The 15053-nt window shown below is 63.3% G+C and carries 12 protein-coding genes and 2 pseudogenes; 8 read left to right on the forward strand and 6 right to left on the reverse strand.

Annotation, left to right across the window (positions count from 1 at the left end):
- Nucleotides 1-74: 74 nt before the first annotated feature.
- Nucleotides 75-2573, forward strand: coding sequence for a type VI secretion system ATPase TssH (tssH, locus tag OKW41_RS18535; protein ID WP_429573538.1), 2499 nt, complete (start codon nucleotides 75-77; stop codon nucleotides 2571-2573).
- Nucleotides 2574-2743: 170 nt separating this feature from the next.
- On the opposite strand, the gene OKW41_RS18540 is transcribed toward tssH, so the two are convergent.
- Nucleotides 2744-2959: a hypothetical protein gene (locus OKW41_RS18540; RefSeq protein ID WP_429447038.1), complete on the reverse strand. Its 216-nt coding sequence runs from the start codon at nucleotides 2957-2959 to the stop codon at nucleotides 2744-2746.
- Between the two features lie 163 nt (nucleotides 2960-3122).
- Between OKW41_RS18540 and OKW41_RS18545 the strand changes: the two genes are divergently transcribed.
- Complete coding sequence (locus OKW41_RS18545; RefSeq protein WP_184045085.1) at nucleotides 3123-3506, forward strand: SHOCT domain-containing protein; 384 nt, start codon at nucleotides 3123-3125, stop codon at nucleotides 3504-3506.
- Between the two features lie 106 nt (nucleotides 3507-3612).
- Nucleotides 3613-4167 carry a hypothetical protein gene (locus tag OKW41_RS18550; RefSeq protein ID WP_429447036.1) on the forward strand — a complete coding sequence of 185 codons (555 nt, stop codon included), beginning with the start codon at nucleotides 3613-3615 and terminating at the stop codon, nucleotides 4165-4167.
- Between the two features lie 8 nt (nucleotides 4168-4175).
- On the opposite strand, the gene OKW41_RS18555 is transcribed toward OKW41_RS18550, so the two are convergent.
- A complete protein-coding gene (locus OKW41_RS18555) occupies nucleotides 4176-5762 on the reverse strand; it encodes a phospholipase D family protein (RefSeq protein WP_429573539.1) in 1587 nt (528 codons plus the stop codon).
- A 370-nt stretch (nucleotides 5763-6132) separates the two neighbouring features.
- Here OKW41_RS18555 and OKW41_RS18560 point away from each other — a divergent pair, with 370 nt between their 5' ends.
- Nucleotides 6133-6921 (forward strand): hypothetical protein, encoded by a 789-nt coding sequence (locus OKW41_RS18560; RefSeq protein WP_429573540.1) that lies wholly within the window; start codon nucleotides 6133-6135, stop codon nucleotides 6919-6921.
- A 39-nt stretch (nucleotides 6922-6960) separates the two neighbouring features.
- Here the strand turns inward: OKW41_RS18560 and OKW41_RS18565 are convergent, their stop codons facing one another.
- A complete protein-coding gene (locus OKW41_RS18565) occupies nucleotides 6961-8238 on the reverse strand; it encodes a hypothetical protein (RefSeq protein ID WP_429573541.1) in 1278 nt (425 codons plus the stop codon).
- A 465-nt stretch (nucleotides 8239-8703) separates the two neighbouring features.
- On the opposite strand from OKW41_RS18565, the gene OKW41_RS18570 reads away from it, so the two are divergent.
- Nucleotides 8704-9777 carry an AI-2E family transporter gene (locus OKW41_RS18570; protein ID WP_184061789.1) on the forward strand — a complete coding sequence of 358 codons (1074 nt, stop codon included), beginning with the start codon at nucleotides 8704-8706 and terminating at the stop codon, nucleotides 9775-9777.
- Between the two features lie 163 nt (nucleotides 9778-9940).
- On the opposite strand, the pseudogene OKW41_RS18575 reads toward OKW41_RS18570, so the two are convergent.
- Nucleotides 9941-10654, reverse strand: a pseudogene (locus tag OKW41_RS18575) (glycosyl hydrolase family 28 protein); the annotation flags it as partial.
- Between the two features lie 252 nt (nucleotides 10655-10906).
- Here OKW41_RS18575 and OKW41_RS18580 point away from each other — a divergent pair.
- The 3 genes and pseudogenes from OKW41_RS18580 (at nucleotide 10907) to OKW41_RS18590 (ending at nucleotide 12499) form a co-directional block, all read left to right on the forward strand.
- Nucleotides 10907-11440, forward strand: coding sequence for a helix-turn-helix domain-containing protein (locus tag OKW41_RS18580; RefSeq protein ID WP_429448713.1), 534 nt, complete (start codon nucleotides 10907-10909; stop codon nucleotides 11438-11440).
- A 387-nt stretch (nucleotides 11441-11827) separates the two neighbouring features.
- A pseudogene (locus tag OKW41_RS18585) lies at nucleotides 11828-11965 on the forward strand (amidohydrolase family protein); the annotation flags it as partial.
- Nucleotides 11966-12085: 120 nt separating this feature from the next.
- Nucleotides 12086-12499, forward strand: a complete 414-nt coding sequence (locus OKW41_RS18590) for a VOC family protein (protein WP_184005430.1) — start codon at nucleotides 12086-12088, stop codon at nucleotides 12497-12499.
- Between the two features lie 115 nt (nucleotides 12500-12614).
- Here OKW41_RS18590 and OKW41_RS18595 read toward each other — a convergent pair whose 3' ends face one another.
- Together OKW41_RS18595 and OKW41_RS18600 are read right to left on the reverse strand one after the other, a co-directional pair.
- The gene (locus tag OKW41_RS18595) at nucleotides 12615-13013 is read right to left on the reverse strand and encodes a 2-oxoglutarate dehydrogenase (protein ID WP_184005432.1); all 399 of its coding nucleotides are present in this window, start codon (nucleotides 13011-13013) and stop codon (nucleotides 12615-12617) included.
- A 51-nt stretch (nucleotides 13014-13064) separates the two neighbouring features.
- Nucleotides 13065-14900: a S10 family serine carboxypeptidase-like protein gene (locus OKW41_RS18600; protein WP_429573542.1), complete on the reverse strand. Its 1836-nt coding sequence runs from the start codon at nucleotides 14898-14900 to the stop codon at nucleotides 13065-13067.
- Between the last annotated feature and the right edge of the window lie 153 nt (nucleotides 14901-15053).

Below are 15053 nucleotides of genomic sequence, written 5' to 3' on the forward strand. Positions count from 1 at the left end.
GTTCGAAGGCAACCCGAAGTGGCATTCCGCTTATCTGTCGCGTGGAGGAGCGAGTGTCTTCAATGAAGTTTCCAATGTTGTTCGCCGCAGCTGTCGCCTTAAGTGTGACCTCGTTTGCTGCACAAGCTGCTATCACCATTACCGGTACCCGAGTTATTTATCCGGCGCAAAACCGTGAAGTCAATGTTCGTTTGAACAATGTTGACAGCCGTCCGGTCCTGGTCCAGGCGTGGCTGGACGACGGCGATGCGGCAGCTGCCCCGAATGAAATCAAGGTGCCGTTCACGTTACTGCCGGCGGTATTTCGGGTCGAGCCTCACAGAGGGCAGGCTTTGCGCATCATGTTCACAGGCGGCGACATGCCGAAGGACCGTGAGGCTGTCTATTGGCTGAACGTTCTCGAAATTCCCCCGAAGCCTAAGGACGCTGATGACCGGAACATGATTCAGCTCGCGTTCCGAACGCGTATCAAGATGTTCTACCGGCCGGTATCGTTGCTCGATGACCCAACGGCGGGGCGGGCCCAGCTGAAGTGGCATGTCGAGGCAAATGACAAAGGTCAGAGCATCGTTCGTCTGACCGGCGACGCCGGGGTTGGCAAGACGGCGGTAGTCGAAGGCCTCGCGCGCGCGATCGCGGCCGGCGAAGTCCCGCCGAAACTTGCCGACGTGCGGCTGTTGAGCCTCGACGTCGGTGCGCTGCTTGCCGGCGCGAGCATGAAGGGCGAGTTCGAGGCCAGGCTGAAGTCGGTACTCGAGGAGGCGGCGAAGTCGTCGGAGCCGGTCGTGCTGTTCGTCGATGAGATTCACACGCTGGTCGGCGCCGGCGGCCAGGCCGGCACCGGCGACGCGGCGAACCTGCTGAAACCGGCGCTCGCCCGCGGCACGTTGCGCACGATCGGCGCGACGACGTGGGCCGAGTACAAGCGGCACATCGAGAAGGACCCGGCGCTCACGCGGCGCTTTCAGGTGCTGCAGATCGCCGAGCCCGAGGAGCCGTCCGCGATCGATATGGTCCGCGGACTCGCGCGCACGCTCGCGAGCCATCATGGCGTCGTGGTTCTCGACGAAGCGATTCGCGCAGCCGTGTCACTGTCGCATCGCTACATCCCGTCGCGTCAGTTGCCGGACAAGGCGATCAGCCTGCTCGACACCGCTTGCGCGCGCGTCGCGCTATCGCAGCATGCGCCGCCGCGCGAATTGCAGCGGATACGCGAGCGCTTGCAAGCCGCGCGCGTCGAAGCCGAGCTGCTCGGTAACGAGGTGCGCATCGGGCTCGGCAGCGAGGCCGCGCTGGCCGACGTCAAGGCGACCATCGCGACGCTCGAGCTCGAGGAAAGTGTTGTCGAAGCCGCCTGGCAGGCCCAGTCCGATGTGGCGAAGGCGCTGGCGCACGCGCGCGAGGTCGAAAGCGAGCGCGCCGCCGCAGCCGGACCTGAGGCCGACGCGCGCGATCGCGCGGCGACCGCGCTGGAGACGTTGCGCGAGCTGGAGCGGACGTTATCGAACCTGCAGGCGGAGACGCCATTCGTGTTCCCGGAAGTCGGCGAAGCGATCGTCGCCGACATCGTCTCTGACTGGACCGGTATTCCAGTCGGACGCATGATCACCGATGAGGTCAGCGCCGTTCAGGTGCTGCCCGCCACGCTCGCGGCACGCGTGATCGGCCAGCACGACGCGTTGCAGCAGATCGGCGAGCGCGTGCAGACGGCGCGCGCCGGGCTCGCGGACCCGCGCAAGCCACTCGGCGTCTTCCTGCTCGCGGGGCCGTCCGGCGTCGGCAAGACGGAAACCGCGCTCGCATTGGCGGAGGCGCTCTATGGCGGCGAGCAGAACCTCATCACGATCAACATGAGCGAGTACCAGGAGGCGCATACGGTCTCGGGACTCAAGGGCGCGCCGCCTGGCTACGTCGGGTATGGCGATGGCGGCGTGCTGACCGAAGCGGTGCGCCGACGTCCGTACTCGGTCGTGTTGCTCGATGAGATTGAAAAGGCGCACGGCGACGTGCACGAAATGTTCTACCAGGTGCTGGACAAAGGCTACATGGAAGACGGCGATGGTCGCTATATCGATTTCCGCAATACGACCATCCTGATGACCAGCAATGTCGGCTCCGATCTGACCGCGAGCCTATGCGCGGACGAAATGCTCGCGCCGGACTTTGACGGTCTGCGTTCCGCGCTTTCGACGGAATTGCTGAAGGCGTTTCCGGCCGCCTTCCTCGGACGCGTGACGCTGGTGCCGTATCGTCCGCTGGGCTCGGATTCGCTCGCGCGGATCGTGCGTTTGCATCTCGATCGAGTCGTTCGGCGGATGGCGGACAACAACCGCATCGCGCTGAGTTATGCGGCGGAGGTGGTCGACTACATCGTCGGGCGCTGCCTCGTGCAGGAGACCGGTGCGCGTCTTTTGATCGGCTTCATCGAACAGCACGTGCTGCCGCGCCTCGCCCGGCAGTGGCTCGATGCGTTTGCAGCGAAAAGCGCGCTCACGCATATGACGATCGAGGTGAGCGATCCGGCCGCGGCACCTGTTGAAGCGCTCGTGGTTCGGTCGTCCTGCCATGTGTAGTCGGCTTCGCACTCGGTGACCTGCATCGCGAATGACGAGTCGCGTTGATCGTGCAGCGGCGTGACGAGGCGCATAGCCGGCCGGTCAGGGGCTGCATGGATGCTTCGCAAACGTCTCTTTTGGCATTTTTTTTGCCGGGCAAAAGCGCTGGTTTTTGACATCATTTTCACTTATGCATGTTCAATGCCACGCGGCATGATCGCCACACCACCAGAAATCGTCAATCGAACGGAATCCTTAAAAATTGCTCGCGTTACACGATCGGGATAAGCTATAAAGACAAAAAAGATCCGCATCATGCATTTGCGGCGCCCGAAGTGAGGAGCACAAATGAAAGACGTGACGAACAGCGGGTTTGCAGCTTTAAATGAGCCATTGAAACTCATGCATGTCTTTCATACAGTATGAATGCGCGTGCGCAATCGACATGCGGTCATGGTAGGTTTTCGGCGCTGCCGTGCTGATCGTATGCGTCATCCATAGCGGGGCAACCATAGGTCGAAATCCGTTAAGCCTTTCAATTGCAACCGGAATGACTGGAGAACAACAATGCTTTTCTTCAATGATGGTTTCACATTCCCGAATTTTCTGGCCGACGTTTTCTCCATCTTCATCTTTATCCTGTGGTTCTGGCTGTTGATCACGGTGTCGAGCGACCTGTTCCGCCGCCATGACGTGTCCGGATGGGGCAAGGTTCTGTGGGTGATTTTTCTCATCATCCTGCCGTATATCGGCATTTTCGCGTATCTGCTCACGCAGCATCGCGGCATGGCGGAACGCGATCAGGCGCGGGCCAAGCAGGTGCGGGAAGATCTGCGCAATGTGGTGGGCTTCAGTGTCGCCGACGAAATCGAGAAGCTCGACAAGCTGAAAGCGTCCGGTTCGATTTCCGGGGAAGAGCACTCGCGTCTGCGCGCGAAGCTCGTGCAGTAAGCGTCGGTTACCTGACTGCAGCCATGGGCGAGCGGGCGCGCAGCCCGTGTCGCCTCCGCTTTTGCGCGGTGAGGGACCGCGCGATCGAACGTAACGGGAGGAACCCTTGTTTACCCGCCTCGCCCACGTTCGGAACGCTGCCGCGCGAACCGCGCGCGCCCCGCTGGCATTGCGCCGCGCCGCGCTCACGTGCGCGACGGCGTTGATGCTCGCGGCTTGCGCGCAACCGTGGCAGCAATTCCAGGCGGGTCAGGATCAAGCGGCGATCGTCGCCCGCATGGGTCCGCCGCGCGAAGTCTATGACCTGCCGGGGGGCGGCCGCCGACTGATGTGGCCGACCCAGCCGATGGGCTCGACCACCGTCGCCGCCGATATCGACGCTTCAGGCAAGATCGTGAACGTGCGTCAGGTCTTGCAGTTGAGCGAATTCAATCGCGCGGAAATCGGCAAATGGACGCGCGACGATGTGCTGATCAATTTCGGCCGCCCCGTGCAAACGCAGTTCTTCCGGCTCTCGCAACGCGAAGTCTGGTCATACCGTTATATCGAAAGCAACATCCACCACATGCTGTTCAATTTCGCGTTCGACACCAACGGCGTGTTGCGCGAGACGCAGCGCACGCCCGATCCACTGCGAGATCGCGATTTGCGACGATTCTGAACTGCGAGCTATAGCAGCGACTCAATTGGCATAAGCGACAGCATCCATACACCGAGCCGTGCGTACCACGTCGTATTCGGTTCGGTGTCGTGGCGGGTTTCGACGTCGCCGTTGGTTTCGATCCAGTACAGCTTGCCGTTTTTGTCGAGATGCACCGCGTACGCGACGGTCGGCAGCAGCGCGAGAAACTTGCGATCGACCCGCGTCGCGAGATCGGGGCTGTCGATGACGAGTCCAAGCTCGGTATTCAGATGCGCGGAGCGCGGATCGAAGTTGAACGAACCGACGAAGACCCGCTGGGAGTCCACGATGAATGTCTTCGCATGCAAGCTCGACCCGGAGCTGCCGAACGGCCCCGGCGACTGTTCTTTCTTGTAGGTGGCGCCCGCCACGCGCCGCAATTCATACAGGTGCACGCCGTTTTGCAGCAACTCGACGCGCCGCCTCATATAGCCCGAGTGCACGGCGACGACATCGGTCGCTTCGAGCGCGTTCGTCAACACACGCACGTCGACGCCCTGGGCGGCGAGCCCGCTCAGATACCGCGTGCCCGTGTTTGCTGGCACGAAGTACGGGGAGACGAGGTCGAGCGACTTCGTCGGCTGGCCCATCACTTCGCGGAGCTGGTGGGAAATCAGCGCTTCCGGCGGCGCGTCGTTCAGGCCTTTCGCTGGGTCGTCGCTGATCATCTTCGTTTTGGCCCAGTCGAGCGGCAGCTTGTCGTCGAGCAGGTTCTGCACGACGCGCGGGCCGCGCAGCGCTTGCTTATACTCAGCGGCGGCAGGATCCTGCTCGATCGCCTGCGCATTACGCTCCAGCGTGACCAGCTCATCGACGCTCTCGTGCGGCAGAATCTTCCCGACCGGATACGCCGACGCGCTTGCCCAGTAGCGGTCGAAATCGCGCGAGACGTCGGTCGCGGCCGGTCCGACCGCGAGTACGTCGAGGTCGGCGAAGACGACGCCGTCGGTGGCATCGAAGTACTCGTCGCCGATGTTGCGGCCGCCGAGGATAGTCGCGGTGGCGTCGGCGGTCAGGGACTTGTTGTGCATGCGCCGATTGGCGCGCGAAAAGTCGGTCACGAAGCCGAGGATTTTCGGGCTGCGCACGACGAACGGGTTGAACAGGCGCACCTCGATGTTCGGATGCGCGTCGAGCGCCGCCAGTGTCGGGTCGAGCGCGGAGGCGATGCCGAGATCGTCGAGCAGCAGGCGCACCCGGACACCCCGGTCCGCCGCTTCGTGGATCTGTTCGAGCAGCAGCGTGCCGGTCAGATCGTCGCGCCAGATGTAGTACTGGATGTCGAGCGTGCGTTGCGCGGAACGGATCAGGTCCATGCGCGCGGCAAACGCGACATGCGCATCCGCCAGCGGATAAATGCCCGCCAGCCCCGCATGCGCGGCCAGCTCCGGCGCGACCGCGCGACCGAGATCCGTGGTGGCGGCCACCGCGGGCGACAACGCATGCGACTCCTTGCGATCCTCGAGCGACGGTAACGGCGCGCAGCCGGCCAGCAGGCTTGCGCACAGCAGCGCGCACAGCGCGCTTCTCCATCGGCGATGCGGGAACGACGGGTGGTGTATCTGCGCTTGCATGGAGTCCAGGTCTTCCTTTGGGTCGCGCGACCCGGCCGGTTCCAGAATCGGAACATCGCGTGGCGTTGCTCGACAAAGCTTCGCTCGACCGCCTGTACTGACGGTGTCGCGCGCATGCTTGCACGCAACTTGCATTGGTGGAGAAGAATACTATGAGCGCATGCCCATTGGTGCGCCGCCCGACGCTCTTGTTGCGCAAAGCGCTTTGTCCGATGATACGAGCAGGCTGCGCGAATTCGAAAGGGGGCCAACCCGGCCGCGCGTCGACCGCATGGTTTCCATGCAATCGAGCGTGATCCGCTCCGTGTCAGCGTAAAGGGTCCGGTTCACGGCGCCTTCGAGCGTTTCGCCCACTGTGGAGTCGAGCAACGTGAAGATCTCCCGCTTGCTGCTTGCTAGCGTGCTGCTTTTCGTGGTGGGCACCGCGCTGCAGATGATATGGCCGCTCGCGCAGCCGGCCTCGTATCACCACTTCGCCGATCAACGCTCGCTGGGGCCGCTGCACCATGCGGCGGACGTGCTGTCGAACGTCGTCATTCTGATCGCCGGTGTGTTCTGTCTGCGTTGGGTCCGGCGCCATGCGTCCGACCAGCCGGCGCAATTTCTGGGCATGGTCGCCGCCGCGCTCGGGCTGCTCTTCACCGCGTTCGGCTCGGCTTACTACCACATGGCGCCGAACGATGCGACGCTCGTCTGGGACCGCCTGCCGATGACCATCGTGTTCGCCGGCATCCTCGCCATGCTATGGACGTCGTGGAGCGGACAGCGCGTCGGCTGGGCGCAGATGCTGATCATGGTGGTCGTGTCGCCCGCCACCGTCGGCTACTGGCTCGTGTTCAACAGCTTGTGGCCTTACGCGATTCTTCAGTTCGGCGGGCTCATGCTGATCGTCGGCCTGACGTTCACGCGCAAGGTGGACGGCGTGATCGCATGGACGCTCGTGATCGTCTTCTACGGCGTCGCGAAGATTTTCGAAAGCCTCGATTGGCAGATATGGGAGCTGACGCATCACGTGATCGCCGGCCATGCGTTGAAGCACGTGTCGAGCGGTCTCGCCGGCGCGGCGATGATTCTGGTCGCGAACGCGGCGCCGCGCTCCGTCGCGGGCATCGTGCCGCGCCGGCCGGGCGGTATCGGGCATTCGGGTACGTCGCGTTGAAGCCGCGCCATGGCGAAGTGACGCGGCCTCCGGCCGACGTCACTGCGGTTCGTACCACGAATACGTCGCCAACGTGCTTACCGGCGGCGTACCGATTTGCAACGTGATGTCGCGCAACGACGTCAGCTCGATACTGCGCAAATCGCCCATATAGCGGCGGGAATCGCCGTTGTCGTTGATATACGCGACCACGTTGCCCATGATGCCCGCGACGTTCGTGTTCGTCAGCGGCTCGCCCCAGATATCGAAGAAGTCGCCGAGCGTATAGGTCTTCACGTTCGGCGCTTCGATATGGATGATGCCGGTGTTGTCGTGCGTATGCATCTCATACGTGCATTGCGACAGGATGCCGACGTTCATCGGCAACGCGAGCCACTGCCCGTCCTTGATGATCGCGAGGTGCGCGTGCACGTGGTACAGCACGCTCATGTCCGGCGCGCAGGTCAGGCCGTCGACCGGCGTGCCGGTGCCGCCCGTCGAGGTCGTGCCGTTCGGCCAGAACGACGAGCCGACCACGCCTCCGAAGACGAGCGTGATCGGGTTCGGGTCGAACGGCGGCGGATCGGTCCAGGTGTAGGTGGGCACTTGGGTGACAGGCGTGCCGACCATGACCGTGATTTCGGTGTGCGGCTTCAGCACGAGGCTCGCGGGGTCGCCCGTATATTGCGTGAGCGTGCCGCCGTCGTTCACGTAGATCGCGACTGGCGAGGCGGTCAAACCTGCCACGTTCGACGCACTCAGCGTCTCGCCCCAGATCGAGAAGAACTGGCCGAGCGTATAGGTCGCGCCGGTCGTCGCGTCCATATGGATCTTGCCGCTCGAATCGACCGTGTGCACCGGATATGCGCAGCCAGTCGGCGTGGTCATGGTCGGCTCGACCATGCCGATGTTGGGTGGCAGCGTCAGTAGCTGCCCGTTCTGGTAGATCGAGACGTGCGCGTACGTGTAAGCGGTGCTACGCAACCCGCAGTTCAGTCCACTGACGGGCTGACCGGTTCCTCCCGATGACGTGGCGCCCGCGGGCCAGATCGCAGCGCCGAGTGTCGTGCCGTCGATGATCGGCGTCGCGGCGGCGAGCTTCGGTGTCGTAGCGCTCGCGTCGGATGCGCTCGACGGGCTCGACGCCGGGGTCGGACTCGATGCCGGTGTCGGACTCGACGCGGGCGCGGGACTCGATGCTGGCGTGGTCGCGCCAGCCGCGCCGTTCGAGCCGGTGCTGCCCGGGGCGGCGCCGCTGCCGCCCCCACCACCGCCACAAGCGGACAATGTCCACATCAGACCCACTGCGACGAATCGCGACCCCAGCCGTTGCAGCATCTCGTACTCCCATGTCGTGAGGTGAGAGGATGCGTGCAGTCGGACATCACGCACAGATACAGCGCGGACATCGCACGGCACGCGCGGCGCGGCTTCACTGCATGGATTCGGCCGTGCGCTGCCACCGCGTGACGCAGGCGCTCGCTTCGGATCACCTGAGGTGATTGAAACCGATTAGGGCAGCGTAGCAGATGGGTTTCACGAGCGAATCCGGCGCATCACAACGTTTCGCGACATTCTGCTGGCGCATTTCGAGGTGTCGGCCCGGAGCTTGCCGGCGGAGCGATCTGGCGCGCTTTTTATGTGAGCTGTCATCGTTCTGTGCGAAGATCAGTGCTGTCCATCGCGCGACCGGCGGGTAAGGGGATCGCACGGCGGGCGCGTGCCCGGCCATCGCCTTCGTCCTCGGGTGACCCTGGGGTGACTCTCTGGCGCACTGTTTGCGGATTCATGGAGCACTGACCAATGACCGACAGATTGCAAGCATCCGTATATGTAGTGGTGCTGCTGCTGATTGTGGGCTGGGTGCTGTATATCGGGCGCGCGGTTTTCGTGCCGATCGTGTTCGGCGCGATCGCGGTATACGTGGTGGTCGACTTCACGCGGCTGCTGCAACGCATTCCGGTGATCGGCCCGCGGCTGCCGGTCCAGTTGCGCTATGGACTCTCGATGTTCCTGATCGGCGCCGCGATCTTCTTCGCGGTCGACATGCTCGTCGAGAACTACGACGCGCTCGTCGCGCTCGCGCCGCGCTATCAGGACTCGGTCCTGCTGATGATCCACAAGATTTCGACGCTGCTGCACCTCGAAAGCGAGCCGACGTGGGAATCGCTGCGGCGGAACATGCTCACGCAGTTGAATATTCAGGCGATGGTGACCGGCATGCTGGCGTCGTTGTCGTCAGTGATCATCGACCTGTTCGTGATCGTGCTGTATGCGAGTTTTCTGCTGGTCGAGCGCCGGACGTTCGGCGACAAGCTGACGAACATGACCGCCAATTCGACCAACGCGGCGCGCATCCGGGGCGTGGTCACCGACATCAACCGGCGCATTGGCGCCTATCTCGCGCTGAAGACGTTTCTCGGCGTGCTGCTAGGCGGGATCTGCTGGCTCGCGATGCGCAGCGTCGGCCTCGAGTTCGCCGGGCTGTGGGCGATACTGACCGCGCTGCTGAACTACGTGCCATATATCGGCTCGGTGCTCGCGATCGTGTTCCCGGTGCTGATGTCGGTGCTGCAGTTCGGCGACCTGAACTCGATCCTGGTCGTGCTGGTGTCGCTGACCGCGATTCACTTCGTGATCGGCAATATTCTCGATCCGTATCTGACGGGCAACTCCCTGAACCTGAGCCCGTTCGCGATTCTCGCGAGCATGGCCGTGTGGTCGGCTTTGTGGGGCGTGCCGGGCGCCTTTCTCGCGGTGCCGATCACCGCCAGCATGACGATCATTTTCTCCGAGTTCGAAATGACGCGGCCGGTTGCGGTGCTGCTGTCGAAAAACGGCCGGCTCACTTACGGCAAGACCGAACAGACCGCGTGAAGCGCCCACCATGGCGGACCTATGATCGACCCGGCGCATGAAATGAAAACGGCCCCTGCGGAATAGTCCGCGCGGGCGGTCGAATGAAACACGTCTATCTCGACGCGTGCGGCTTGCCGCCGCCGCACGCTGTTGCCATCAGCGTTTAACTCTTGCTGCTTACTGCGAAGAACCCGACCACGTCTGGCCGGTCGTCGACGAAGGCGAGCACGTTGTTGAGCGTCATGCCGAGCGGAATCCGCGCGTGCGCGATGCCGCCCGAGTTCGCCTCGAAGCCCTCGAAGATCGCCGACGTGCCACCGATGATGTGGATGTTCGACAGCGTGATGTCGTGGAAGTCCGGATAGAGCGGAGAATTCGGATTCGACAGCGCCTTGGTGCTGTAGTACGGCGTGAACAACAGCGCCTGGCCGCTATTGCGGATACAGATATTGTTGTAGTTGATGTTCGTCACGAGACCGCCGCGCGCCCAGTCGGACTTGATGCGTAGCGCCTGTTCGGAGCCATCGAACGAGTTGTCGTACACCTGCACGCTCGTCACGCCCGCATTGGTCTCGCTGCCGACCGACACGCCGTGACCCGCGTAAATATGGTTGTGCGCGATGACAAAACCATACTTGCGATCGGTCGCGACGTCGCGATCGCCGTCGACACCATACAGGCCCGAACCTGCCGGGCTCGGGTTGTTCGAACCCTTGATCGCAATGTCGTCGCCGCCGGTGCTGATGTAGTTGTAGGCGAACACGAGGTTCTTCAGGTAGCCGTCGAACGCGATCTTGCCGGCCGACGAAGTCGTGGTGCTGCCGGTCGCCAGCGCCTGCGTGACCGCCTTCGAGGCCGAACCCGGGTCGAACGCGTCGGTGTTCTTCGCGGTATCGTCCACAGCACCGTTGCCATCTCTTCAAATAAATCGAAAAATTTTCGATCGGCCTTTGACGCGAGGTTCACGCAAAGCCGTGCAACAATGGCCCCGGGTTGCGGCCAGGGCCAGGGGCCGCAGCTTGTGCGTCTTTCCATCAACACGAGGCCTGCCGCTCGATGACAAAGCCTGCCTGGACGCTCCTCATGGCCGCGATCGTTCTTGCCGCGGCGGCGGCTGGGCATCGGCTATCGGTTCTAACGGGAACATATGCCCGGCTCACACGACCCTGCAGTCCAGCCGACCCCCGTCTCGGGCGGCGCCGAAGCACTCGAAGACCCGGCGCTGCTGCGTCGCCTGCTGCGTGCGAAAGACCGTATCGATGCCGCCTCGCACGAAGCCTGGCCGGTGCGGCGGCTGGCCGAAGTCAGCGGCGTGTCGGACGCGCACTTCGCGCGTTCGTTCAAGCGGGCCTTCGGCGTGCCGCCACACCGCTATCTGTTGACGCGGCGTATCGAACAGGCCACCACGCTTCTGCGTGACACCGACCTCGGCATTACCGACATTGCGTTCGCGACCGGCTGGGAAAGCCTCGGCACGTTCGGCCGCGTCTTTCGCGACATTACCGGCCTGAGCCCGAGCGAGATGCGCGTGCAGGCACGCGCCAATCCCGCTGAACTCGATCGCGTGCCCGCCTGCGTGCTGAAGGCCGCGCAACGCCCCGATCTGACGACCGCAGTTCTGGAAAAGCGCCGCCGCATGGTCAGCGACACCGTCGAGCCTCCTACCAGCGAGACGTCGTGAATGAGGGTATCGATGTGGTCGGCGCGCACGTCGACGATCTGAAGGGACGCAGCGCTCGCGTTCGACGCGCGAGCGCCGCGATACCGACGCCCCGCTGCCTTTGCGAAGCGCTTTAGCGTCTCGCGGCACGCCGCGCCCTGATGCCGGAATCCGCATGTTCGATGCGGTTTCCAACCAAGACCCGCTCATTCCGACTTCCTATATTCGTTCGACCATGCCCGGCGCCACGGCGCTGCCCTTTCTGGAAGCAAGCTATGTCGACGATTCCCGCCCGTATAGAGCGCCTGCCGTACTCGAGCTTTCATCGCAAACTACTATGGCTGGGAGGACTCGGCTACGTCTTCGATGCGATGGATGCCGCCGTGCTGGCCTTCATGCTGCCGGTGCCTGACGCCGGGTGCCTACGCCGACGTGCTGGTAGTCGACGGCGATCCATTGCGCGACTTGACTTGTCTGACGGGCCAGGGCGAGCGCATCCCGCTGGTTATGAAGTGCGGGCGCGTCGAATTCAACGAATTGCATTGAACCGGCGCGCCGGCGTGCCGAAGGCCGGGCAAACGCCCGAACCTGCCGATCGCAGTTTTGGAGAAGCGCCGCCGCGTGGCCCGCGATACAGTCGAACCCTCAACCAGCGAGGGAGGAGTCATGAATCAGGGTATCAATGTGGTCGGTTTGTACGTCGATGATCAGGATGCGGCGCTTTCGTTCTACGTCGACAAACTCGGCTTTCGCGTCCACACCGACGTGCGCAACGGTGCTTACCGCTGGCTCACGGTCCAGCACCCGGAACAGCCGTCTTTCCAGTTGGGACTGTTCGCGCCGGGGCCGCCGGTCCACGATGAAGCGACCGCGCAAACGCTGCGCGCGATGGTCGCGAAGGGGGCGATGCCGCCATTGGTGCTGTCCGTTGCCGACTGTCGCGCGAGCTACGAGCAGTTGAAGGCGCGCGGCGTGGAATTCACGCAGGAGCCGGTGGATCGTTTCGGCAGCGTCGATGCGGGCTTTCGCGATCCGGCGGGCAATGGATGGAAGATGATCCAGGCGGCAACGGGCAAGTGAGCGTGAGCGATCCGCCGCGCGCGGGCGCGGCGCGCAGCCGCATACGGCCGGCGGTGCGTCGCACGATCGCGACGCACCGCCAGCCGTCATCCCGGACCACTGGACTACTGGACTCTCACTGCTGATGCTGCTGCAGATACTGCCGAACGTCGTTCAACGTCACGCGGCCCGAATGCGCGGTATCGATCTCGTCAAAATGCCTGGCGATATAGCCGAGCCCATTGCTTTGCGCCTGGGCCTTGGTGATCGACGAGCCGTTGCTGAGCACCGATTTCGCGCCCAGTCTGTTCTCCACGCGCTGCTGAGCCTGCTGCTGCAGCGTCGAGCCGGTGGTCGGCGCGACCGCGTTGGCACGGTTATGAGGAAAGAACGGACCGTCCACGCCGTGTCCGCCGTTGGGTAGCGTCACGGGCGCCACCGGCTGAGGCGGCAACGCATGCGCACTGCCGACGATCACACCGAGGACGATCAACGCCAGAGCACGTCGCAAGATATCGATTGAAGACATGATCATTCGCCATAAAAAGTAGTCAGAGGGTTTCGCGCGAAGCGAAACCACCATCGATCAGGGCGCGGCCGCGGCGACCGCCTCGCTCGTCGGCGTAGCGGCTGACGCTTCGTCGGCCCATGGCGGAGGCAGCGTCGCGAGCGTCAGCGCGCCGGCTATCGGCGTGCCACCATAGAAGGCCGCGAGATCCGCCTTCATCTGCGGGCGCGCCACGTCATCCAGATAAATCATATGTCCGCCCTGGAAGAAGTTGACCTGCAGATTCGGGTTGAGACCCTGGACCGTCTTGAGCCGCGCGAGCTGCTTCTCGGTATTGAAGAACGGCGTGGCGAGATCGTGGAAGCCGTTTTCCGCCAGCACCTTTAGTTGCGGATTCAGCTTTAGCGCGCCGAGCAGATCGGGGATCGTGTCGGGCAGCGGCTGGCCGCCGTGCGAGAAATCCCACACCTGGATGATCGCGTCGTTCAGCGGCATGTACGCCGCGTTCGGCGCCGTGTAGCCGAGGTAATCCGGCATCTGTGTCGCCAACGCATTGGTGAATGGCAGCGAGATCAGGATGTCCGACGGGTCGCCGTCGCTCTGCAGACGCGAGTCCGAGTTGGGCAACGACACGCGACCATCGTAGCGGCCTATCGTCGAGCCCGGCACCAGCGTGATGTTGAACGGATTGATGTTGAAGTAGCCCTGCATCGCCTGCAACGTGAGACCGGATTCGGCGTCCCAGACCCTCTCCAGCCACGTCGGCGGGAAGTTCGGCGGTCCCGCGTAGGTGGGCGCGCCGAGCTGGCTCAAGGTCCAGTACAGCGAATAATTCTTGAACAGGTTGTAGTTGGCGGTCACGAACGCCTCGCTGCGAAGCGCGTAGGTCGCCTGACTCACTGGCGCTGGCGATACCTGGTTGTAGTACGCCGCGACCTCGGCATAGCCCGGCATGTAGCCGCTCAACGTATCGGTTTCGAGCGCGAGCTGGTCGGGCGAACCCGTGATTGCCACCGCCTCGATCGCGTCCGCGAAGTAGTTCAGGATCGAAGACTGCAGCGTGATCCCCGTCAGATGCGCGCCGGCCGATTCGAGCGCGAGCGCGAGGATGTCGGTGCGAGGCGTGCCGTACGATTCGCCGTACAGATAGATCGGCGAGCTGCTGCGTGAATTGACCGTCAGGTAGCGGATGATGAAGTCGCGCATGATGTTCGCGTCGGCATCGGTGCTCCAGTAGGTCTGGTTCGTGTTCGGCAGGATCGCTTCGGAGAGGCCCGTGCCCGGCGGATCGATGAACACGAGATCGGTCGTGTCGATCAGGCTCTCGGTGTTGTTCACAAGCGGATAGTTCGGCCAGCTGGTGCCGTTCAGCAGCGGATCGGTGGTCGCCACGCGCGTCGGCGCGAACGATCCGAGACGCAGCCAGATCGACGAAGAACCCGGCCCGCCGTTATAGACGAACGTAACGGGGCGCGGTTTGCCATTCGTGCTCGGCGCCGTGTAGGCCACGTAGGACATCGTCGCTTCGGGTGCGCCGCTCGTCAGATCCATTGCGGTCAGGTGGCCGGTGGTCGTCGTGTAATTGACGGTGGTGCTGCCGGACGTCCATTGGTAATGCATGATCGCCGCTTTCTCCGCGACCAGCGACGCGGCTATCCCGGACGTCGCACTCGTCGAATAGGTGGTGAGATCGGTGTAGGGCTGATTGGCGGATGGCGTCTGCGGCGCCGACGCCGCTTGCGCCTGATTGGCGACCTGCGCCATGCCGCTTGGCACCGCCGACGCCGACGAACCTCCGTCGCTGCCGCCGCATCCGGCGAGCATAACGATTCCGAGTGTCAGCGCGCTTAGCGCGGCGAGCCGGCCATGACGACGGACGCGACCATCTTCGGTACTCCTTCTGTCTGGTTTCATCTCGTTCCCTGGTGAGTGATACCGCTACACAAAGGCCGCTTTTCGCCGGTCGCGCGCATTGGAGATCGAATAACCCGCACCGCACTCGATGGCACGCAGCGGTTGCATGGACAGCTTTTCGCAATGCATTAATTCAAAATACTTGCATTAATA

Origin of the sequence: Paraburkholderia sp. UCT70 (assembly GCF_050434085.1) — a bacterium.
In the GTDB taxonomy this organism is placed as follows: Bacteria; Pseudomonadota; Gammaproteobacteria; order Burkholderiales; family Burkholderiaceae; genus Paraburkholderia; species Paraburkholderia tuberum.